We start from the raw sequence: 19,565 nt of genomic DNA on the forward strand, positions 1-19,565 counted from the left end.
GCTACGTTGGGCATTCAGAAGTAAACACTCGCTTTGCCCTTGGCTCCTTGTGCTCAAGACTTGCGTTTTCACCCACTCGATTTGGTGAGTAACCAAACTGTTTTTTGAACGCGAGAGAGAAGTTGGAGGGGTGACGATAACCATAACTGTAAGCGGCTTCGCTGACCGTCATGCAACCGGTCGCCAGTTTCACTCTGGCATCATTCAGCTTTCTGCGCCGTACATAGTGAGCAGCGGTCATGTTCATGTGATCTTTGAACAGCCGCTGCAGCGACGAAACGCTCATGTGCGCAAACTCAGCGATGGCCTCTAAAGTCAGCGCCTGCGTTAAATGGGTTTCAATAAAGGCAACAATCTCCGCCATCTCGACGTCTTGGCGCGCGCTAGGATGAGGCGCATGAGTCACCTCGCACGCACACAGCTGGTTCATCAATTGGAGAAGCAGCTGATGGATGTTGCTTTCCAGTTCGATGCGTTTGGCAATCGTCTCGGGGGGCGGCGTGCGAAGCAGTCTCTGTATTTCCTTAGCGGCCTCACTCGGCAAATCAAAACAAGCACTGGCGAGGTGAGCGGAGTGAAAAGTACGAAAAGCGCCGCCTTCAAGCGGTTTTGTTTCAAACCAAGTTCGCGGCAACACAAGGTGAATTTTCTCGACCCACTGATCTTTCTCTACACTTCGCCAAAAACTGGCAGGGTGAACGAGATTGACGGCCATCACTTGCGCCTGGGGTTGCGCACTAAGCGTACATTCAAGCTGGTCATAACCAAACTCTAAATCTCCATCTAACAGCACGGTAAAGATCACCGATGGCGTCGCAGGGGCGATCACTAGGCTCTCTTGCTGACTCCTCTGCCCGCCGCCAAAGACGTTAATCCCGTCCGCCATTTCCATGCGAAACAGTGACGGGGTGATCTGTTTTGAATGCATAACTTTCCTCATAACAAGTTGGCGATTTTGCATAATCATAAAAGCTGTTCATGTACTAGCGGTGTAGCATAACATTAATGATATTAATTATCATTTACAATACATAAGAGGGAGTTCATGAACTCACATCACCAACCGATCGTTTCGGTATCGACTCTAGCCTTGACCATTGCGGTCACACTCAGCGGCGGTGCCTATGCCAAGACCCAAAGCGACAACACGAGCGATGAAACGCTCACAGTCTGGGGCACTCAAGTTTCGAGCAGCTCTGAGTTCTTGGGCGATCAAGACATCTCCATTAAGCAAGCGGATCACATGTCGGATCTACTGCGCAGTGTACCCGGCGTCGATGTCGGCGGTACTCATTCCGTTAACCAACGCATTACCATTCGTAGCCTCGGGGAAACGGACTTAGACATCCGCCTCGATGGCGCATCGCAGCACGCCAATATGTTCCACCATATCGGCAACCTCACACTCAACCCAGATATCCTTAAAGCGGTCGACATCCAAGTGGGCAACAACTCCGTCACCCAATCAGGCCTTGGTGGTGCGGTCTATTTTGAGACGAAAGACGCTCGAGACCTGCTGCGTTACAACGAAAGCTTTGGCGTCCGTGTGTATGGTGGTGTCGCGAGCAACGACAGTCGTCAAGGCTCTGTCACCGCATATGGTCTCTTGAACGATAATGTTGATGCGATGGTGTACGCGAACTACGTCGAACGTGATGACTTTAAAGACGGCAATGGTGACACCACCTATGGCGCAGCCGGCGATGTCGGCAATATGCTGTTCAAACTGGGTTATGAGCCTTCTTATCTGCATCGTTTTCAGCTCAGCTATGACCTCTACCGTGATGAGGGCGACTACAGCCCAAGACCAGATATGGGTGGCAGTGCCAACACCGAGCTCTCTGGTGAAGACTTAATCCCGACTCAGTATGACCGCGACACCTTTACGGGCTCCTATGAACTGCGGGGTGACAATCATCAAGGTAAAGTCACGCTCTATTCCAGTACCACACAAATCGATCGTGACGAGTCAGCAATTACTGGTCGCTGGCCAGCCAACCGACACGCCCAGAACACCGCGAAAAACCAAAACTTGGGCGCCACCGCTCAGTTCCAATCTGACTTGATGTTGGCTGAGCGTGCGCATCGCTTCACCTATGGGCTTGAATACATGGATAAAACCAGTGAAAGCGCCTATGGGGGTACGCCATTTATGCAAGAGCATGCGAAAAGCAGCGCGGGCTATCTCGAAGACAGAATTCAGCTCTCGCCAAGTTTCGCACTGACAGCGGGCCTGCGTTATGACCACTACATCCGTGATGCCGAAACCAGTAAGGACACATTTAACGAGTGGACTTGGGCGCTTGGCGCCGATTGGGATATCACCGAGCAATGGACGCTCTTTGCCAGCACTCGCACTCTATTTAAGGGCCCGGAGCTGCTTGAAACCTTTATCGCCTATCAAGATGTCGCCTATCTCGCTGACGATATTAACGCAGAAACTGGCCTCTCAAGCGAAGTGGGCGCTCGCTACTTCCAACGCTTTGACCAGCATGCCATCAGTGCGAACCTAACGCTGTTCCAAAACGAGATTGACGACTACATCGGTGAATCCTACCAAGATGATGGCAGTTACTTGATTGAGAACATTGGCGATGCGGAGATCAAAGGCTTTGAGCTCAGCGCAGCCTACAGCTATCAGGCTCTGAGTGCGCGAGCATCCTACGCTCGCAGTGACACCACCAACCAATCCACAGGCGGCCCACTGATTGCAGCGAACGGACGCAGTATGGACGTCGGTGACTCAATTTCGCTCGGTATCGACTATGAGTTTGCAGCGATTGATACCACCGTCGGTTGGACATCCATCATCGTGCTGGAAGAAGATAATGTTCAAGAGGATCAGCCGGTTAAAGAAGCGTATAACACGCACGATCTCTATGCTCAATGGCGCCCTAGCCAACTGGATCGCTTGCAGGTCACCTTTGGTATCGACAACATTTTCGATGAAGCCTACACCTCGCACGCCTCACGCTCTGGTGCTGCACGTGGCGCTACCTTGGATGATCTAGAACCCGGGCGCAACTACAAACTGTCCGCCTCTTACGAATTCTAATGATAAGGAGACGCGCCTTGGGCCTTTAGCCTAAGGCGCACATTGCTATGGAATCCAACCAACCCTCCCCTAACGATTGCCAGGTTCATACTCAGATTCATTCTGAGCACTGCGCGCGCTACCTCACCACTTTATGTCGACATTTCAGTCGCAAGATTGAGGTTGAGTATAACGAGCGCCAAGGCGTCGCTTATTTTCCCTATGGGGTGTGCACACTCACCCTCAGCAAACCCGACGGTTTAGATATTCACTGCGCAGCACAAACCCCCGAGGCGCTCAGCGCCGTCAAGCAAGTGCTCACCTCGCACCTGGAGATGTTTGCCTATCGCGGCGATCAGTTTGCTATTCAATGGACTCAACCTACTTCGGAGTAATGCACATGTTTACACGTCTATTATTTCAATTCACGCTGGCCGTGATGGCCTGCACGGCACATGCGGCCTCAATTGATGTCTCGCATATCAAAGGCCACATCGAACTCGATAAGCCGGCACAACGGGTTGTCGTGTTGACACATAGCGCCCTCGACACGCTCGACTTCCTCGAAGTCACGCCAGTCGGCGCTGTGCATATGCTGATGCCGAGCTACTTGGCCCACTACGGTGAGACGGTCACCAACGTTGGCTCTCTGTTTGAGCCCGATTTTGAAACCCTCTTTACCTTAAAACCCGACTTGATCATTGCCGATGAACGCATGATGCGCATTTATGATGATCTCAACGAGGTCGCACCGACGCTCATGCTGTCCACGACCAATGGACAATATTGGCACGATACCCAACTGAACTGGCGTGATATCGCGACGTTGGTCGGCAAAGAAGATAAAATGGCACCGAAGATTGAAGAGACCGAGCAGCGCATTAACGCAATCCAGTCTGCGGTTCGCGCTGAGAAACGTGACGCGATGATGGTCATGAGCAGTGGCAAAAAAATCTCGACCTTCGAGCCACAAAGTCGCTTTTCCATCATCTTTGAAGAGTTCGGATTTTTGCCCGCATCGAGCCAAACAGTGGCTAGCGAGACAGGCCCGCACGGTAAACTGATTTCGTTTGAATACATCGCCGACGCCAAACCATCAACGCTGTTTGTGCTCGACCGAGAGCAAGCGACTGGCAAGGCCCACGGCGCCGCGCAGCAACTCTTTGACAATCCGCTTATCGCGCACACTCCCGCAGCCAAAGCGAAGCGCATTGTCTACATCGATCCTGTTGCGTGGTATCTCACTTATGGAGGCGTTCATGCGACCGAGATCATGCTGGATGATGTCGCCAGTAGCCTCGACAGCTCACCTCAGTAGTGGACTTAGGCAACGCACATTAGAAACGCGAGTAAAACGCACACTCAATGGCAATGCCAAAGGGTGTGCTACTGCACCTTTTTCACAAACTGCGCCGTAATCACCATGTCACCGGCCCCATCGACTTTGCAGTCCAACTGGTGATCTTTACCTTCTGTGATGCGACGAATGAGCGCTTTAGTGCCAATTTTCAATACTAGCGAACTGCCTTTCACCTTAAGATCTTTTGCCAACGTCACTTTATCGCCCTCACTGAGCAGCGTTCCGTTCGCATCTTTGACTTGTGGCTCACCCTGAACCTCATCAGGATTCCACTCATAAGCGCATTCCGGACACACTAAATGGGATTGGTCTTGATAAACGTATTCAGATTGACAATTCGGGCAAGGAGGTAAGGACATACTCATCATTCTTTTAGCGAGGAAACACACGGATAGTGTTCAACGTCTTGAGAGCGAAAGCAATGTTTTCGCCACTGAAATCCATTGCACGCCAGTTTCATCAGCGTGTTGAAATTCTATTTGTAGTTCGTATTTTCGTGTGGACGCTACCCCTGACCTTTCCCCCTAAATTAACACCATGACTTTGATGAGATTTCTAATACACTAGAACTAATGGAGATCTCAAAATGAAAAAGCGATACACGGAAGAGCAAATCATCAAGGCGATTAAACAGCATGAAGCTGGCGCTAAGGTTGACGACATCTGTCGCGACATGGGGATATCATCGGGCACTTTTTATAACTGGCGCAGCAAGTATGCAGGGCTAGAAGTGAATGAGGCCAAAAGGCTGAGAGAGCTTGAATCTGAGAACAATAAGCTTAAGCGGCTCCTCGCGGAGAAGTTGCTCGAAGTCGAAGCAATGAAGGATGTTGTGTCAAAAAAGTGGTAACGCCATCTTCTCGAAAGCTTATTGCTCGATACCTCATTGACACTCACCGACTGAGTGAAAGAGCGGCCTGTAAGCTTGCGTGTTTGAGTCGAACGGCGTTTCGATACAAAGCTAAAAGCCCTGTAGATAGGGCCTTACGAGAACGTTTAAAAGCGTTAGCCGTTCAATATTCCCGTTATGGCTATCTGGTGCTGCACAGTTTACTAAAAGCAGAGGGCTTAGTTGTGAATAAGAAGCACACGTATCGTATTTACACTGAGGAGGGACTGCAAGTCAGAACGAAGAAGCGCAAAAAGCTACAGCGCCCGAGACTAGTTATGAATTCACCCACAAGAGCCAATCAACGCTGGTCGATGGACTTTGTCTCTGACCAATTGAGCAATGGTAGACGTTTTCGTGTGCTCAATGTCGTTGACGATTTTTCACGAGAACTCATTGGGCAGCTGGTGTCCCTATCAATCAGTGGCCAACAAGTTGCCCGTTTTTTAACTCAACTAACCGAGGTGCGCAGCAAGCCAGATAACATTGTTTGCGACAACGGGACGGAATTTACCAGCAAAGCCATGTTCTTTTGGTCAAAGACAACGTCGGTAACACTCGCCTTTATTCAACCAGGTAAACCGACTCAAAATGCCTTTGTGGAGAGCCTAAATGGCAAGTTCAGAAATGAGTGTCTCAATCAACACTGGTTCCGCACTCTGGATGAAGCACGTTACGAAATAAATCTATGGAGAGAGCACTACAACCATATTCGACCACATAGCTCTCTAAATTATATGTCGCCAATTGATTATGCCAATCAAGTGGCGTAAACATGGGAAACTTCATCGAGGCGGTGGTATTAATCTCGGGGAAAGGTCAAAACTTAACGCCCAATTAAGTAGCCCGAAACGCACTGGCTAACTTTCTGCATTGCTCGTCGACACAACACCTGACGCAAACCAAAAGTGCTGAGCGTTGAGGGTCTGCTTGAATTGTTTGTTATGTTTTTATCTACAGCGCAACGTTCTTAGAAAGGCGATTAAACTCTGTCATAAAATTATGTGTTGAAAAGACTGATTTACTAAAGCTAACAAAAGTCGAAGTCTGAAAAGCTGAATTTATAAACGAGCTCCCTGCCTCACTTGCAGGTAAAAAAATGCTTCCGCACCATTACCGTACCCACTCCCCATACAAGACACTTTAAAGTTGACAAGCTGATGTGAGCTTTTATCCATCGTTGTTTTCGTATAAAAGATAGAAATGGGACGTTCTGACGATATTATATAGCCTGCGTCTTGCCCCTTACACTGTTCCAACTGAGAATTGAACGCTATGTGTGGATTTCCATTGCCACTGAATAAGGTCGCTATAGTTTTGTTGTCTGTGGATAAAATTCTGCTGCTACTTGAATTTCCTGACCAAAAATCTGATGACAATGCATTGGCAGTAAAAGAATGTAACAGTAAAATATTAAAGATTATGGTTTTTTTCATTACGAACCTGTAAATCATAAAATCGATAGTAAAAATTATACCACAAGTACTATCTAAAATAGACGGCTGAGCAAAACTGGTTAATATATCTACTAAACGTGGCGTGCTCGGCAACATAACGCCTTGCTCGGCAACATAACGCCACGTTAAGTGGTGAGCAACGCTACCACCTTACCTAAACCATTGTGCCGTAAGCACCAAAGCTGACTAAAACCCAAAATGCCAAGCGTTGGGAATCCGTCTTAAACGCTTTGTTAGCTGCGTTTCACAACTGGTAATACTTCCGCGGTTTCAGTATCGAGCATTTCTAAAACACTTTCAAAACCATGTATAGGCGACCAACCTAATTTCTCACGTGCAGACGATGAATCATATACACGATCTAAGCTTTGAGGTAACTGCCAATTTCTTTGTTTAAATGCTAGCGCGATTTCTGGACACTTACGTTCGATAACAGCTCCAGCTTCAGAATATAGAGCTTCGCAATCAGAAAAATGAAAAGGTGTTGCACCTGAGATTATAAAACGATTAAAGCCGCTCAAGTGTTTTTCCACAGCACATAAATGAGCATTGGCTACATCGCGAGCATCAATACCACGAGTCAGGCGAAATACTGCCATTAAATCTGCAGGCTCAGGAAAGCATCTCGACATTTGCAGCACAGTAACAGGAAGCTGAAACAGATTTGAAATTTCTTCTAATTTGGCTTCAGCTGCAATTTTACTTTTATGATAAATCGACTTGGGTTGCGGGGTGACTTCTTCATTAACCCAACCAGCAACACCTCTAGGTGTCGAAGCATAGCCGTACAACGCAGTTGTACTGGTAAAAATAAAGTGTTTAACACCTGCTTTCACCCCAGCCAAAGCCAATTTTTCGGTCGCGTCTACGTTGATAGATTGAAACTCTGAATCAGGTACTAAACTAACATGAGGAGCATGAAGAGCCGCTGTATGAACGATGACATCAATATTTTCAAGAATCCCATCAATCAGAGCACTATCACGGATATCACCAATGTAATCGGCTGTTGAGCAAGGTGTTTTATCAATGCCAACAACGTCATGTGTTCGCATTAATTTAATATAGATTGCACGCCCGACCCTACCCGAAGAGCCTGTTACCAAAATTCTCATTATGACACCTTACTAATGATTGACCTCAAAGCAGCTAACGCCGCGTTAAGTGGTGAGCAACGCTACCACCCTACCTAAATCATTGTGCCGTAAACACTAAATTCAAAGCAAACCGAAAATGCCAAGCGTTGGGAATCCGTCTTAAACGCTTTGTTATGCGTATTATCCCACACGTACCAGACTGAGTTTTTCACTCGCTGCTGGAGCTTCAAAATACTGGGTCACATGATGAAATACAGCCTCTGTGTCAAACATAGCTCTTTCAGGTTGTTCTACTCGGCGCTTAGCAACTTGGGATAAACATTGCTCATCTGTTAAGTCTAAATACCAAAGCTCATGTTCACTACCTACTTCGACACACAGTGATACGAACCAAGCTCTTTGCTTAATAGTATTCGCTGGAAAGTCCATGACAACGTTAGCCCCAACATTCAACAAACGTTGAACATGACTTTTAACGAAAGGCTTTATGAGATTTGAGTATTTAATGTAGTCGTCAAACGTTTGAATTTGTGAAGGATAATGAGCTGACAACCAGTCGTCTTCTGAAATTAGGACTGCATTATTTTCAGCAGCTACAACCTTAGATTTAGTCGATTTTCCTGCTCCCATCTTGCCACAGAAGAAGAACAGCTTGCCCTGATTTTTCATGTTTCCTCCATTTACGCATAACGCCCAATTAAGGTGTGAAGCACGCTACCACTAAACTTAATTTGACCACCATAATCACTGAACTAAACCGAAACCCAAAATGCCAAGCGTGCTGAATCACTCTTAAATTGTTTGTTAAATGGCTTACAGCATCTGGTTTAAATGAAGCATTGGTAGAAAGCCACGAACCTTACCAACTAAATCTTTATGCAGGCTATTTTGCAATCGCTCGACTTCAGTTGCATTCCAACAAATAACATAAATACCGGGTAAATTTTTAAGGTTAAAATTTCCTTTCTTCCTCCACTCTCGTTCAAATGTCCAGTCCACTGAACCATATTCATAGCGAACATGACGCCATTTTTCAGAATCTGGTATCCATTTAGCTTCGCTATCAGGTAGATAAATAACAGGTCTAGCGTCCTCACCAAAAGCTGCATGCTTACTAATTGCAACGCCATAATACCTGTAGCGAAACTCTTTGTTCTTTGGATCATTAGAAGCAAAGTGTTTAAGTGCAGATAATGGAGTTTCCGAAAAGCAAACTGCTGGATTGTTGCCCTTGATAAACCCAGATTTTGTACTTCCTAATATCTCACCATCACTCAAAATTTCACACAGAACATCTAAAGCAGAATACTGCTTATCCTGCCCTTTTCCGTCTTGCGGTCTTCGACCTGTTCTCTCTTTTGTAAGATGAACAAGTGCATTGGTGATATCACCTCTATTTTCGATCATACTCCCTGCCATTTAACGCCCAATTAAGTAGCCCGAAACGCACTGGCTAACCTTCCGCATTCCTCGGCAACACAAAACCCGACGCAAACCAAAATCGGCGAGCGTTGAGGGTCTGCTTGAATTGTTTGTTATGTTTACTCTACGACGGCCCCTTCCACTTTCCTTACCTTGGAGCAAGTTCCGTCATCTCTATAATGAGCACACTCCCAAAAAACATCTCTCCAGATGATTTTTTCAGGATTCCAGGCTCTATTTTTGTTAAATACGCAAGTGCATGGAACTTCATCTTTATCAGCGGATTTGAGAGCGCTTTCTAAACTAACTTTCGCTTCCTCGTACGCTTTTTTGGCTCGTTCATATTCTTGCTTTTTGATCTCTACATTCTTGCGCAATTCACTGACATCTGAGCTTTGCTCTACAGCAAAAGCATTCGATGAGAGCAAAACCAATAACATTATCATTAACTTACGTAAAATCATGTTTAGTCTCCGTAAACATAACGCCCAATTAAGTAGCCCGAAACGCACTGGCTCACTTTCCGCATTGCTCGGCAACGCCAAACCCGACGCAAACAAAAATCGCCGAGCGTTGAGGGTCTGCTTGAATTGTTTATTAGGTGTTATTCGCCGACTCCCAGCACAAATTTATTGAACCACTCTTTCCGTCCCTCATTCTTTCGAGCAATAATAGCCTTGCCTTCTTCAATTGAACTACACATATCAGCGGCTTTTACGCTATTACAAGTATGACAGGCTACCACTAAGTTTGAATCATCATCGCTACCACCATGCTTTTTAGGCTTGATATGATCAATTGCAAACCATGCTTCATTCCAAGCGTTAAAATCCGAAGCTCCTGTTCGGCCACAATACTGGCAAGTCCAATTGTCTCTTACATATATGTGATGACGTGGGTCTTTTTTCATAGATTATTTCCTTATACACCTAACGCTCGCTTAAGCGGTGAGCAACGCAATACGATGCTTCCGTATACCACCTAAATCACCAAAATCAACGCATGGTAAAAATGCCACGCGTTGCGAATCCGTCTTGAAGCGTTTGTTATAGCTCAGCGATGTGCGACAGGGTTTCTGGGTGACGCTGAACCAACTTTAGAAGAGTTACAGCTTGTCCATTTGGTGCGCTACGCCCTTGCTCCCAGTTTTCTAACGTACGGGATGATGTGTGCAACAAACGAGCAAAAACACCACGAGACATATTAAACTGCTCTCGAATACTCACGATTTCATCAGGTGAGATATTTAACTCACTGATGTAGTTAACTTGATGAGTTTTAAGGGTAAGCTTGCCCTCTGAATGTTCTTTAGCCTCAACAAGTGCTGAACTTAACTCCGCAAATAGATCACGATTGCTCATTACGCCATGCCTCCATAAAAGCCTTTAGTTGTTTCTTTTGGTCTGCGGTTAAGTCGGACATTTCATTCTTGCCGTAAATCGTCAGCAAGTAGAAACGACGTTTTTCATCGAGGAAGCAATAGATAACGCGAGAACCACCACGCTTGCCCTTACCTTTACTTGCAACTCGAATCTTTCGCAAACCACCTGTACCTTGAATCACGTCACCCTGCTTCGGGTTAGACATTAACTCAGCTTGAAAAAGCCTAAACTCATCATCGCTGAGATATTCATTACGGTACTTTTCAAATATGGTTGATTCGACAAATACACTTTTCATACGCGAAGTATACGCAAGTAACGTACAGATAGCAAAACTATACGTGATTAACGTAGCTATAATTTTTGGAGCAGTAAATCTGACCTAAGCTATAACGCCTTGCTAAGTGGCGCCTGCGACCAACCCGCAAAACCCACTGCACTCCAAACCAAAACCGCCGAGCGTTTGGCGTCCACTTGAGTAACTTGTTAGTTGGCTAGTTCGTTGCTCTGCCAGAAACGCCACCGTACGAAAAAGTAAACCACCGAACCCAAGCGCACAAGACCGCAACCAAAGTTACCCACGATTTACGCAAAGTAATGTGAGCCACTGCAATACGGCAAAGAAAGCGCACACAAAACACCGGTTCGAGTTATTGAAACGGTAATGCTGACGAGTAAATGAAAAGCGCATAAACCTGCCCCTGAAACACCAAAACTCAACGCGACTTTACGCCTACAAAACTTGCCACCAACCTGCTCAAAACAACAATGAGGCAAACCCACGAAAATTGAAACGTGCTTTGTTTCGAGTGATTCAAGAACTGATACCGACAATGCCAAATTGCCGATAACACCAGACGAATGCCCAGAGATGACGCTGAACTAGCCTTAAAAAATCACCCGCCAACTAACGCTTTACTAAGTGGCGCCTGCGATGAACCCGCAAAACCCACTGAACTCCAAGCCAACACCGCCGAGCGTTTAGCGTCCACTTGAGTAACTTGTTAGTTGGCTAGTGCGTTGCTCTACCAGAAACGCCACCGTACGAAAAAGTAAACCACCACAGCCAAGCGCACAACACCGCACCCAAAGTTACCCACGATTTACTCAAAGTAATGTGACCCACTACAACACGGCAAAGAAAGCGGACACAAAATACCCGTTGAAGTTATTGAGGCGGCAATTCTGACGAGCAGATGAACAGCGCATAAACCTGCCCCTGAAACACCAAAACTCCACACAACTTTACGCCCACGAAACTCGCCACCAACCTGCACGAAACCAAAATGAGGTAAACCCGCGAACATTGAAACGTGCTTTGGTTCGAGTAATTCAAGAGCTGATACCGACAATATTAAATTGCCGATAGCATCGAACGAATGGCCGGAGATGACGATGAACTAGCCCCAAAAATTCACCCGCCAACTAACGCCCTGTTAAGGGGTGAGCAACGCAATACCGAAGCCGTCGCATACCACCTTAATCACTTAAACCAACGCATAGTAAAAATGCCACGCGTTGCGAATCCCACTTAAACAGTTTGTTATGTTTATTCTCGAATGAGGCGAGAAATTTTACCATACAACAACTCAACTAATGCCTCTCGGTTAACGCCATGATGTAGCTCTCTATGGCAATTTGGACATAGAGCAACAGTATTGGTTACTTTATCAGAGCCATTATTAGATAAATGTTTAACATGATGAACTTCTAAATATGGTTGCCCTGAAGCCTTTATAAAAGGGCTACTCGAACCACAGCATTCACAATAACCATTTGCCTGTTTAAGGACATATGCAACAACCATTGCGTCTCGTACATATTGTGCAGATGAAGACTCAATTTTCTTTGGTGAACTTTGCCCCTGTGGAATATCGCTGCCAATTTTTTCTAAGAGCTCCCCAATGCAGCTATCTAACTCCTCTTCACTTGACACAAAAACTGGTTTAACAGTTTTTGTTGTCATTTTCGCTATGCTACTACCTGATCGTGTTATTTTTTCAGCGACTTCTTCACAAGTGATTGTACCTAGATCCGAGAAGTTGATCTCTGCCCAACCTAATGTTGGACCAATAAGTGCCCCTCGATGCCTCCATTTAAACTTGTACTGTCGTTCTTGCTTTTCCCCACCTTCAACCCAAAAATCTTCATAGTCATTGTTTATATAAGATTGCTGGACAGAAGCTAATGCCGAAAAGTACTCGCTTTCTTCAATTCTTGCTTTATACCCGTGCCTATACTTTGCGGTTAATCCATTGATAGGAAGAAACGCTCTAGGTGGAGTAGCATTAGATGGTTTAGCAACTGGGATCCAGATCGTCTCGTCGCCTTTTTTATACACAGATATCATAATTTTCACCGATAAACATAACGCCCAATTAAGGTGTGAAGCACGCGACCACGAAACTCAATTTAAACACCTTAATCACTAAACTTGACCCAAACCGAAAATGCCAAGCGTGCTGAATCACTCTTAAATTGTTTGTTAGGCATTTTCCGTCGTTTCACGCCAGAGCTCATTAACGACACTAGTCATAGCGTCAATAATTTCAAAGATATACACCTGTGTAACTTCAAGGTGGACTCTAGCAAATTGATGCGAATTTAAATTGAGGTTTTTGGCAACAATTCTAAATTGCTTACTATGCAGCTCCTCGTCTAAGTGCCCAGCATTGTGAGCAATGATGTTCCTGATATCTCTTGCTTCGACGACTTTACCCCAAGAGGCAGTGCCAGTAGGGACTTCAATTTTGGCGACTTTACGTAGATAGTTTTTTGCTCGCTCAATACCTGAGCCACTGCAATCTTTTAAAGTACAATTTAAACCTTTTTCAAAATGAAAGCTGTGGCACAGTTGATTAAGATAATCTTCAAAAAGCGATACCAACATGAGCAAAAACGATTGTTTCTGGTATTGAGGAAATACTTCTTGGAAATGCGCACCTAAATCATTGCGATACTTGTACCTATCCCAACAAACAGACTCGTTCATTTCCATATCAGATTCGTTGTACGTAGTTAATTCTTCATGCCAATGGCGTTCTGATAGCTCGACAAAGATCCTAAATTTCTCTAAGTCAGACAAAAAATACAACGACACTTGATCGGATTTCTGCATTTTACCTCCTGATGCCTAACGCCTTGCTAAGTGGCGCCTGCGATAAACCCACAAAACCCACTGAACTCTAAGCCAAAACCGCCGAGCGTTTGGCGTCCACTTGAGTAACTGGTTAGTTGGCTAGTTCGTTGCTGCGCCAGAAACGCCACCGTACGAAAAAGTAAACCAACGCAACTAAGCGCACAACACCGAAACTAAAGTTACCCACGATTTACTCAAAGGAATGTGAGCCACTACACTCCGACAAAGAAAGCGGACACAAAATACCCGTTGAAGTTATTGAGGCGCAATTCTGACGAGCAGATGAACAGCGCATAAACCTGCACCTGAAACACCAAAACTCAACACAACTTTACGCCCACGATGCTAGCCACCAACCTGCTCAAAACCAAAATGAGGCAAATCCACGAACATTGAAAAGCGCCTGGTTCGAGTGATTCAAGAACTGATACCAACAATGCCAAATTGCCGATAACACCAGACGAATGGCCAGAGATTACGTTGAACTAGCCCCAAAAATTCACCCGCCAACTAACGCCCAATTAAGTTGTGAGCAATGCTGCCACCGCACTGAAATACTTCACCGTAATCACTAAACCAATTGAAACCGAAAGCGCCGAGCGTTGCGAATCAGCTTAAATTGTTTGTTATATGCGTTTTATCAGGCACATTCCGAAGCTTTCCAGCATTCTCTGGCATTGCTTAATGTACATTTCTGCATGCATATCTAGAGAAACATAAGCGAACTGGTCATTTTCACCATTAATATGCTTGATGGTATTCTTCGAATAATTGAACCTCTTGAGTGCATCTTTTGGCTTTGCAAAAAAGCTTGGGTTTGAGTCATAAAAATCTTTAAGCATTTGCTTCAAATTACCATGAGCACTCTCTAGCCCATTAATTTCGCACAAGCCCGAAAGCAACTCTGACGCCGCTGCTGCAAGATGTAAACTCGAAGAAAACCGACCAGATTTATATAGATCTATAGCATCTTCAAGCATATCAAGAGCTATGTCACCTTTATGAGTTTTCATTTATTTCCTCTAAGCATATAACGCTCGCTTAAGCGGTGAGCAACGCAATACGATGCTTCCACATACCACCTAAATCACCAAAAATAAAGCATGGTAAAAATGCCACGCGTTGCGAATCCGTCTTGAAGCGTTTGTTATAGCTCAGCGATGTGCGACAGGGTTTCTGGGTGACGCTGAACCAACTTTAGAAGAGTTACAGCTTGTCCATTTGGTGCGCTACGCCCTTGCTCCCAGTTTTCTAACGTACGGGATGATGTGTGCAACAAACGAGCAAAAACACCACGAGACATATTAAACTGCTCTCGAATACTCACGATTTCATCAGGTGAGATATTTAACTCACTGATGTAGTTAACTTGATGAGTTTTAAGGGTAAGCTTGCCCTCTGAATGTTCTTTAGCCTCAACAAGTGCTGAACTTAACTCCGCAAATAGATCACGATTGCTCATTACGCCATGCCTCCATAAAAGCCTTTAGTTGTTTCTTTTGGTCTGCGGTTAAGTCGGACATTTCATTCTTGCCGTAAATCGTCAGCAAGTAGAAACGACGTTTTTCATCGAGGAAGTAATAGATAACGCGAGAACCACCACGCTTGCCCTTACCTTTACTTGCAACTCGAATCTTTCGCAAACCACCTGTACCTTGAATCACGTCACCCTGCTTCGGGTTAGACATTAACTCAGCTTGAAAAAGCCTAAACTCATCATCGCTGAGATATTCATTACGGTACTTTTCAAATATGGTTGATTCGACAAATACACTTTTTATACGCAAAGTATACGCAAGTAACGTACAGATAGCAAAACTATACGTGATTAACGTAGCTATAATTTTTGGAGCAGTAAATCTGACCTAAGCTATAACGCCGCATTAAGGTGTGAGCAACGCTACCACAAAACTTAACCATACCACCGTAAACACGAAACCCAACGATGGAATGAAAAATGCCAAGCGTTGAGAATCACTCTTAAATGCTTTGTTATGTGAAATTTTGCACAAGATTCATAAATCAAACCGCGAAATAGTCACCATTATCATAGTTCAACGAGTATGAACGTAAGTTTTCAATATCGAGCAACTTGGACTTAGTCACTTTACCATCCGTTTGCTCTGTTTTGATCTTGCATGCTATGAGTTCATAACCACTATCTTGGATGAGGCGAATGTTGTTTAAACTAGTCGTATAGTTACCTCGTTTGTAACTTCTGCCACTTTTTGTTTTACGTGAGTCGTCATATTCCCAGTCACTAGACAGAATCAGTCCTTTATCGTGGTTTGGATTGTGGGTATCTATTCCGAAAAACACTTGTTTCTTGTCATGGTCAACATATGAATACTGCCCTTGTCTGCCTTTACATTGAAAGCCGATTTCGGCCAAAAAAGCTGAAACTGTGTTAAATTTTTTCATAGTTTTAGTTCTCACACTTGCACTAAATTTTACTGAAAATGTCTATCTATTAGAGAATCTCGATAGTATATGACCAATAACAAACGACGTTAATCACTTGAAGTGATTTGGTTTTTCACATAACGCCGCGTTAAGTGGTGAGCAACGCTACCATCAGACCTAACCTATTGTGCCGTAAACACTAAAGCCGATTCAAACCGAAAATGCCAAGCGTTGGGAATCCGTCTTAAACGCTTTGTTAAATGCACAGTTTCGATGCACTTTCAGTGTTCTCATCGTACTCCCAAAGCTCGACATCATTTGGGATTAAGTGCTTATAAGTACGGACATAATATTGAGCTAAAGTCTCGTTCCTCTTTGTACTGAAATCATGAAGGACAAACATAATTTTTCTGAAACCGACTGGAGCTGTATAAAAGTAATACATTGCTTCATTCCAAACAGTCAATTTCGCACTAGGAACGTTACCACCTGTTGTCCATTTATGAGCCTTACACTCGACAATGATCTTTTGATCAATACAACCGAGATCGAACGCATGTTGTTTCTTCAAGTTTGAAATGCCGACTTCAACTTTCAAATTGGGAACAAGTTCTATGCCTTGGCTCAGAAAAAATTTTGATGCCGCAGATTCGAACTCACGACCTACATGAGAATTAGATTTTGAGCCTATTCTCTGAAACGGTTTATCCATAACTTCCTCGTGCATTTAACGCCGCGTTAAGTGGTGAGCAACGCTACCACCCTACCTAAACCATTGTGCCGTAAACGCTTAACCTGAAGCAAACCGAAAATGCCGAGCGTTGGGAATCCGTCTTAAACGCTTTGTTAGTTGAACTGTTCGACCGACCTACATTTAGGAAATGCCGAACATCCCCAGAACTGCTTACCTTTATTTTCACCACGCTTAGATTCGCGAATAACCATTTCTGAACCACAACGTGAACACTGCTTTATAGCTTCTTTCGCTTCTACGATTTCTTTCACATGTTGACGATGCTTAATATCTGTAACAATGCCCTGTTTGAGCTTAACTTCGTTTATCGAGTGCACAAAATGGCTATATTCTGATTCGGAGAACACTGGTTGCTCAAACTTTTTGATGTATTCCAAGCAACCACGAGCATAAGTCACATTTTCGGGCATATCGGTTTTAAAGGTACTATCACCAATGAAAACAACTACTGAGTGTAGTTTTTCACTGTCTACAGCCAGCAAAGACTCAAGGGTCTTAACATGTTTGTAATTTTGGTGAAGTGGATTCTGAAATTTTGATGAGTGGCGATAGATTTTCTGAGTCCATTGCTTTTGGCTTTTAGAGCCAAAGATCCAACCTTTCATGTTTTTGGTTTCCACAACGAAAATACCAAATCTTGAGACAACAATATGGTCGATTTGAGTTGTACCATCATCTGTAGGTAGAGTTACATTCCTCACCAATGTGTAATCGGAATCAGACAACTGAGATAATAGTTTGTTTACCAAAAACTCGCCAAATACACCTTTAAACCACCGACTCTTGAATATTGAGACGACAATCAACAAAGGTATGATGTACCAAACTTGAGCTAATGCACCTATTAATATTCCGAAAATATCCACTGAACTCTCCTTGTTCAACTAACGCCCTGTTAAGGTGTGAGCAACGCTATACAGAAGCCGCCGCATACCACCTTAATCACTTAAACCAGCGCATAGTAAAAATGCCACGCGTTGCGAATCACTCTTAAACAGTTTGTTAAATGTATGACTCACGGCTACCGACAACAACACCGTACTCTTCTAAGAAAAAGCTCCAAAGTTCCATACATTTATTGCCCAACGCTAAGACATCAACAACTTCGCCGCTGGTATTTATACCAAACGATGACTTAAAAACTGCACCAGAAGGTGTAATTCCACTACCCAAAGGATAGGTTGTAATTGTGGCATTAGATCTATACACCGTCGGTTGCTCACCAGTCCTTACGCGCCCAGGCGTTTGGATAAAGTGTTTAGTTCCATTACAAATGTCTGCACACAACTGAAGTTCAATATGGTCCTTTATGTAAGCTTCAACATCCGAGCTTGAGATGTTTAGTCTGGTGTCAGACTTAAGCCAATCTTTAATATGGAAGCAGAAGATAAAAAATGAGTAAACATCATCGTGAAAATATTCTGTCGAAGGAAAATAGCAATCAACCCCTTCATAAATCATTTTTACACGCTCGAGATACCTACTTGCCCGAGCATATGGATTGTCATATGAACCAATAATTACCATAGCCACCTCTGATACATTTAACGCCCTGTTAAGGTGTGAGCAACGCAATACTGAAGCTCCCGCATACCACCTTAACCACTAAACCTAACGCATAGTAAAAATGCCACGCGTTGCGAATCACTCTTAAACAGTTTGTTATGCGCGTGGTTGGGTTTAACCCCAAAAACAACCATATGCATCAGCTTCTAAGACTTCAAAGAGTACTTCTAGAGTCTTAACCTCAGGCACTGGTTCGTAAGAGTGCCACTTTAGGTCTGATTTCATCCAGTAAACTTTCCATTCATCTCGAGACTTATAGTATTTAGCCTTAACTACCGAGCTTTCTATTTTGTCGGATGGGTCATTCCATTTAGGCCTAATTTCAAAAATTTCGATTGCTTGATCTTGGATACGAAAGCCAAAATCAAGTTCATTACGAATTTCTACAGGTGGTCGACAAGAATCGAGGTATTTCTCGACTGCCTTTTCGTACCGTTTGTGCTCAATTTCAGAAAATGCCATTTATATCACCTAAGCTTATGTTTAGGCTAAGTTTACGACTCATTCTCGAAACTGGCTAGTTCAACTTTCATGAAAGCGCATAACGCCTTACTAAGTGGCGCCAGCGATGAACCCGCAAAACCCACTGAACTCCAAGCCAAAACCGCCGAGCGTTTGGCGTCCACTTGAGTAACTGGTTAGTTGGCTAGTTCGTTGCTCTGCCAGAAACGCCACCGTACGAAAAAGTAAACTACCGAACCCAAGCGCACAACATCACACCCAAAGTTACCCACGATTTACGCAAAGTAATGTGAGCCACTACACTCCGACAAAGAAAGCGGACACAAAACACCAGTTGGAACTATTGAAGCGGCAGTACTGACGAGCAAATGAACAACACGTAAACCTGCATCTGAAACACCAAAACTCAACGCAACTTTACGACCACGATTCTAACCACCAACCTGCACGAAACCAAAATAAGGCAAACCCTCGAACATTAAAAAGCACTTGGTTCGAGTGATTCAAGAACTGATACCGACAATGCCAAATTGCCGATAACACCAGACGAATGGCCAGAGATGACGCTGAACTAGCCCTAAAAAATCACCCGCCAACTAA

Annotated in this window: 23 protein-coding genes; 4 read left to right on the forward strand and 19 right to left on the reverse strand. The window is 44.4% G+C overall.

The genetic code is table 11. The features are described 5' to 3' along the window. Position 1: 1 nt before the first annotated feature. Positions 2-928, reverse strand: coding sequence for an AraC family transcriptional regulator (locus tag AC6R0L_RS08995; protein ID WP_500628915.1), 927 nt, complete (start codon positions 926-928; stop codon positions 2-4). Between the two features lie 117 nt (positions 929-1,045). Here AC6R0L_RS08995 and AC6R0L_RS09000 point away from each other — a divergent pair, with 117 nt between their 5' ends. Genes AC6R0L_RS09000 through AC6R0L_RS09010 form a run of 3 tightly spaced genes read left to right on the forward strand, consistent with a single transcriptional unit; the run spans position 1,046 to position 4,352 of the window. Then, a complete protein-coding gene (locus AC6R0L_RS09000; RefSeq protein ID WP_500628916.1) occupies positions 1,046-3,055 on the forward strand; it encodes a TonB-dependent siderophore receptor in 2,010 nt (669 codons plus the stop codon). Between the two features lie 47 nt (positions 3,056-3,102). Then, the gene (locus tag AC6R0L_RS09005; protein WP_500628917.1) at positions 3,103-3,429 is read left to right on the forward strand and encodes a DUF2218 domain-containing protein; all 327 of its coding nucleotides are present in this window, start codon (positions 3,103-3,105) and stop codon (positions 3,427-3,429) included. Positions 3,430-3,434: 5 nt separating this feature from the next. After that, a complete protein-coding gene (locus AC6R0L_RS09010; RefSeq protein ID WP_500628918.1) occupies positions 3,435-4,352 on the forward strand; it encodes a siderophore ABC transporter substrate-binding protein in 918 nt (305 codons plus the stop codon). 68 nt (positions 4,353-4,420) lie between these two features. On the opposite strand, the gene AC6R0L_RS09015 is transcribed toward AC6R0L_RS09010, so the two are convergent. Continuing rightward, positions 4,421-4,753, reverse strand: a complete 333-nt coding sequence (locus tag AC6R0L_RS09015) for a zinc ribbon domain-containing protein YjdM (RefSeq protein WP_487903822.1) — start codon at positions 4,751-4,753, stop codon at positions 4,421-4,423. A gap of 227 nt (positions 4,754-4,980) precedes the next feature. Between AC6R0L_RS09015 and AC6R0L_RS09020 the strand changes: the two genes are divergently transcribed. Beyond that, a protein-coding gene (locus AC6R0L_RS09020) for an IS3 family transposase (protein WP_500628919.1) occupies positions 4,981-6,056 on the forward strand; the annotation gives its coding sequence in 2 pieces (ribosomal slippage) (positions 4,981-5,230 and positions 5,230-6,056; 1,077 coding nt in all). Positions 6,057-6,973: 917 nt separating this feature from the next. Here AC6R0L_RS09020 and AC6R0L_RS09025 read toward each other — a convergent pair. From AC6R0L_RS09025 to AC6R0L_RS09105, 17 genes are all read right to left on the reverse strand, one after another. Next, positions 6,974-7,855, reverse strand: a complete 882-nt coding sequence (locus AC6R0L_RS09025; protein ID WP_500620103.1) for an NAD-dependent epimerase/dehydratase family protein — start codon at positions 7,853-7,855, stop codon at positions 6,974-6,976. A gap of 162 nt (positions 7,856-8,017) precedes the next feature. Continuing rightward, on the reverse strand, positions 8,018-8,506 hold the full coding sequence (locus AC6R0L_RS09030) for a P-loop nucleotide/nucleoside kinase family protein (protein WP_500628920.1): 489 nt from the start codon (positions 8,504-8,506) through the stop codon (positions 8,018-8,020). Positions 8,507-8,650: 144 nt separating this feature from the next. Then, positions 8,651-9,256 (reverse strand): hypothetical protein, encoded by a 606-nt coding sequence (locus AC6R0L_RS09035; protein ID WP_500628921.1) that lies wholly within the window; start codon positions 9,254-9,256, stop codon positions 8,651-8,653. Positions 9,257-9,378: 122 nt separating this feature from the next. Beyond that, positions 9,379-9,723 (reverse strand): hypothetical protein, encoded by a 345-nt coding sequence (locus AC6R0L_RS09040; protein WP_500628922.1) that lies wholly within the window; start codon positions 9,721-9,723, stop codon positions 9,379-9,381. Between the two features lie 140 nt (positions 9,724-9,863). Next, complete coding sequence (locus tag AC6R0L_RS09045) at positions 9,864-10,169, reverse strand: HNH endonuclease (protein ID WP_500628923.1); 306 nt, start codon at positions 10,167-10,169, stop codon at positions 9,864-9,866. 136 nt (positions 10,170-10,305) lie between these two features. After that, positions 10,306-10,620, reverse strand: coding sequence for a helix-turn-helix domain-containing protein (locus tag AC6R0L_RS09050; protein WP_500628924.1), 315 nt, complete (start codon positions 10,618-10,620; stop codon positions 10,306-10,308). Next, positions 10,607-10,939 (reverse strand): type II toxin-antitoxin system RelE/ParE family toxin, encoded by a 333-nt coding sequence (locus AC6R0L_RS09055; protein ID WP_500628925.1) that lies wholly within the window; start codon positions 10,937-10,939, stop codon positions 10,607-10,609. Before AC6R0L_RS09055 ends, AC6R0L_RS09050 begins: the two co-directional genes overlap by 14 nt. Before the next feature lie 1,251 nt (positions 10,940-12,190). Next, positions 12,191-12,991, reverse strand: a complete 801-nt coding sequence (locus tag AC6R0L_RS09060; RefSeq protein ID WP_500628926.1) for an HNH endonuclease — start codon at positions 12,989-12,991, stop codon at positions 12,191-12,193. Between the two features lie 135 nt (positions 12,992-13,126). Further along, complete coding sequence (locus tag AC6R0L_RS09065; RefSeq protein ID WP_038883037.1) at positions 13,127-13,759, reverse strand: hypothetical protein; 633 nt, start codon at positions 13,757-13,759, stop codon at positions 13,127-13,129. A gap of 647 nt (positions 13,760-14,406) precedes the next feature. Further along, positions 14,407-14,793 (reverse strand): hypothetical protein, encoded by a 387-nt coding sequence (locus AC6R0L_RS09070; protein WP_500628927.1) that lies wholly within the window; start codon positions 14,791-14,793, stop codon positions 14,407-14,409. A gap of 134 nt (positions 14,794-14,927) precedes the next feature. Continuing rightward, the gene (locus AC6R0L_RS09075; protein ID WP_500628924.1) at positions 14,928-15,242 is read right to left on the reverse strand and encodes a helix-turn-helix domain-containing protein; all 315 of its coding nucleotides are present in this window, start codon (positions 15,240-15,242) and stop codon (positions 14,928-14,930) included. Continuing rightward, positions 15,229-15,561 (reverse strand): type II toxin-antitoxin system RelE/ParE family toxin, encoded by a 333-nt coding sequence (locus AC6R0L_RS09080; protein WP_012600340.1) that lies wholly within the window; start codon positions 15,559-15,561, stop codon positions 15,229-15,231. Before AC6R0L_RS09080 ends, AC6R0L_RS09075 begins: the two co-directional genes overlap by 14 nt. A 241-nt stretch (positions 15,562-15,802) precedes the next feature. Beyond that, positions 15,803-16,201 (reverse strand): hypothetical protein, encoded by a 399-nt coding sequence (locus tag AC6R0L_RS09085; RefSeq protein ID WP_500628928.1) that lies wholly within the window; start codon positions 16,199-16,201, stop codon positions 15,803-15,805. Positions 16,202-16,439: 238 nt separating this feature from the next. After that, complete coding sequence (locus AC6R0L_RS09090) at positions 16,440-16,895, reverse strand: hypothetical protein (protein ID WP_500628929.1); 456 nt, start codon at positions 16,893-16,895, stop codon at positions 16,440-16,442. A 134-nt stretch (positions 16,896-17,029) separates the two neighbouring features. Further along, entirely contained in the window at positions 17,030-17,803 is a 774-nt protein-coding gene (locus tag AC6R0L_RS09095) for an NERD domain-containing protein (protein ID WP_500628930.1), read from the reverse strand. 136 nt (positions 17,804-17,939) lie between these two features. Then, entirely contained in the window at positions 17,940-18,464 is a 525-nt protein-coding gene (locus tag AC6R0L_RS09100; RefSeq protein WP_308384792.1) for a hypothetical protein, read from the reverse strand. Positions 18,465-18,617: 153 nt separating this feature from the next. Further along, a complete protein-coding gene (locus AC6R0L_RS09105; RefSeq protein WP_500628931.1) occupies positions 18,618-18,965 on the reverse strand; it encodes a DUF3024 domain-containing protein in 348 nt (115 codons plus the stop codon). Positions 18,966-19,565: the final 600 nt, after the last annotated feature.

The organism is Vibrio sp. R15-SG3-ISO1A (assembly GCF_059833955.1).

Excerpts from the sequence above, each read along its gene's own strand:
- AC6R0L_RS08995 (WP_500628915.1), bottom strand. The coding sequence starts at position 928 with ATGCATTCAAAACAGATCACCCCGTCACTGTTTCGCATGGAAATGGCG.
- AC6R0L_RS09000 (WP_500628916.1), top strand. The coding sequence starts at position 1,046 with ATGAACTCACATCACCAACCGATCGTTTCGGTATCGACTCTAGCCTTG.
- AC6R0L_RS09005 (WP_500628917.1), top strand. The coding sequence starts at position 3,103 with ATGGAATCCAACCAACCCTCCCCTAACGATTGCCAGGTTCATACTCAG.
- AC6R0L_RS09010 (WP_500628918.1), top strand. The coding sequence starts at position 3,435 with ATGTTTACACGTCTATTATTTCAATTCACGCTGGCCGTGATGGCCTGC.
- AC6R0L_RS09015 (WP_487903822.1), bottom strand. The coding sequence starts at position 4,753 with ATGTCCTTACCTCCTTGCCCGAATTGTCAATCTGAATACGTTTATCAA.
- AC6R0L_RS09025 (WP_500620103.1), bottom strand. The coding sequence starts at position 7,855 with ATGAGAATTTTGGTAACAGGCTCTTCGGGTAGGGTCGGGCGTGCAATC.
- AC6R0L_RS09030 (WP_500628920.1), bottom strand. The coding sequence starts at position 8,506 with ATGAAAAATCAGGGCAAGCTGTTCTTCTTCTGTGGCAAGATGGGAGCA.
- AC6R0L_RS09035 (WP_500628921.1), bottom strand. The coding sequence starts at position 9,256 with ATGGCAGGGAGTATGATCGAAAATAGAGGTGATATCACCAATGCACTT.
- AC6R0L_RS09040 (WP_500628922.1), bottom strand. The coding sequence starts at position 9,723 with ATGATTTTACGTAAGTTAATGATAATGTTATTGGTTTTGCTCTCATCG.
- AC6R0L_RS09045 (WP_500628923.1), bottom strand. The coding sequence starts at position 10,169 with ATGAAAAAAGACCCACGTCATCACATATATGTAAGAGACAATTGGACT.
- AC6R0L_RS09050 (WP_500628924.1), bottom strand. The coding sequence starts at position 10,620 with ATGAGCAATCGTGATCTATTTGCGGAGTTAAGTTCAGCACTTGTTGAG.
- AC6R0L_RS09055 (WP_500628925.1), bottom strand. The coding sequence starts at position 10,939 with ATGAAAAGTGTATTTGTCGAATCAACCATATTTGAAAAGTACCGTAAT.
- AC6R0L_RS09060 (WP_500628926.1), bottom strand. The coding sequence starts at position 12,991 with ATGATATCTGTGTATAAAAAAGGCGACGAGACGATCTGGATCCCAGTT.
- AC6R0L_RS09065 (WP_038883037.1), bottom strand. The coding sequence starts at position 13,759 with ATGCAGAAATCCGATCAAGTGTCGTTGTATTTTTTGTCTGACTTAGAG.
- AC6R0L_RS09070 (WP_500628927.1), bottom strand. The coding sequence starts at position 14,793 with ATGAAAACTCATAAAGGTGACATAGCTCTTGATATGCTTGAAGATGCT.
- AC6R0L_RS09075 (WP_500628924.1), bottom strand. The coding sequence starts at position 15,242 with ATGAGCAATCGTGATCTATTTGCGGAGTTAAGTTCAGCACTTGTTGAG.
- AC6R0L_RS09085 (WP_500628928.1), bottom strand. The coding sequence starts at position 16,201 with ATGAAAAAATTTAACACAGTTTCAGCTTTTTTGGCCGAAATCGGCTTT.
- AC6R0L_RS09090 (WP_500628929.1), bottom strand. The coding sequence starts at position 16,895 with ATGGATAAACCGTTTCAGAGAATAGGCTCAAAATCTAATTCTCATGTA.
- AC6R0L_RS09100 (WP_308384792.1), bottom strand. The coding sequence starts at position 18,464 with ATGGTAATTATTGGTTCATATGACAATCCATATGCTCGGGCAAGTAGG.
- AC6R0L_RS09105 (WP_500628931.1), bottom strand. The coding sequence starts at position 18,965 with ATGGCATTTTCTGAAATTGAGCACAAACGGTACGAAAAGGCAGTCGAG.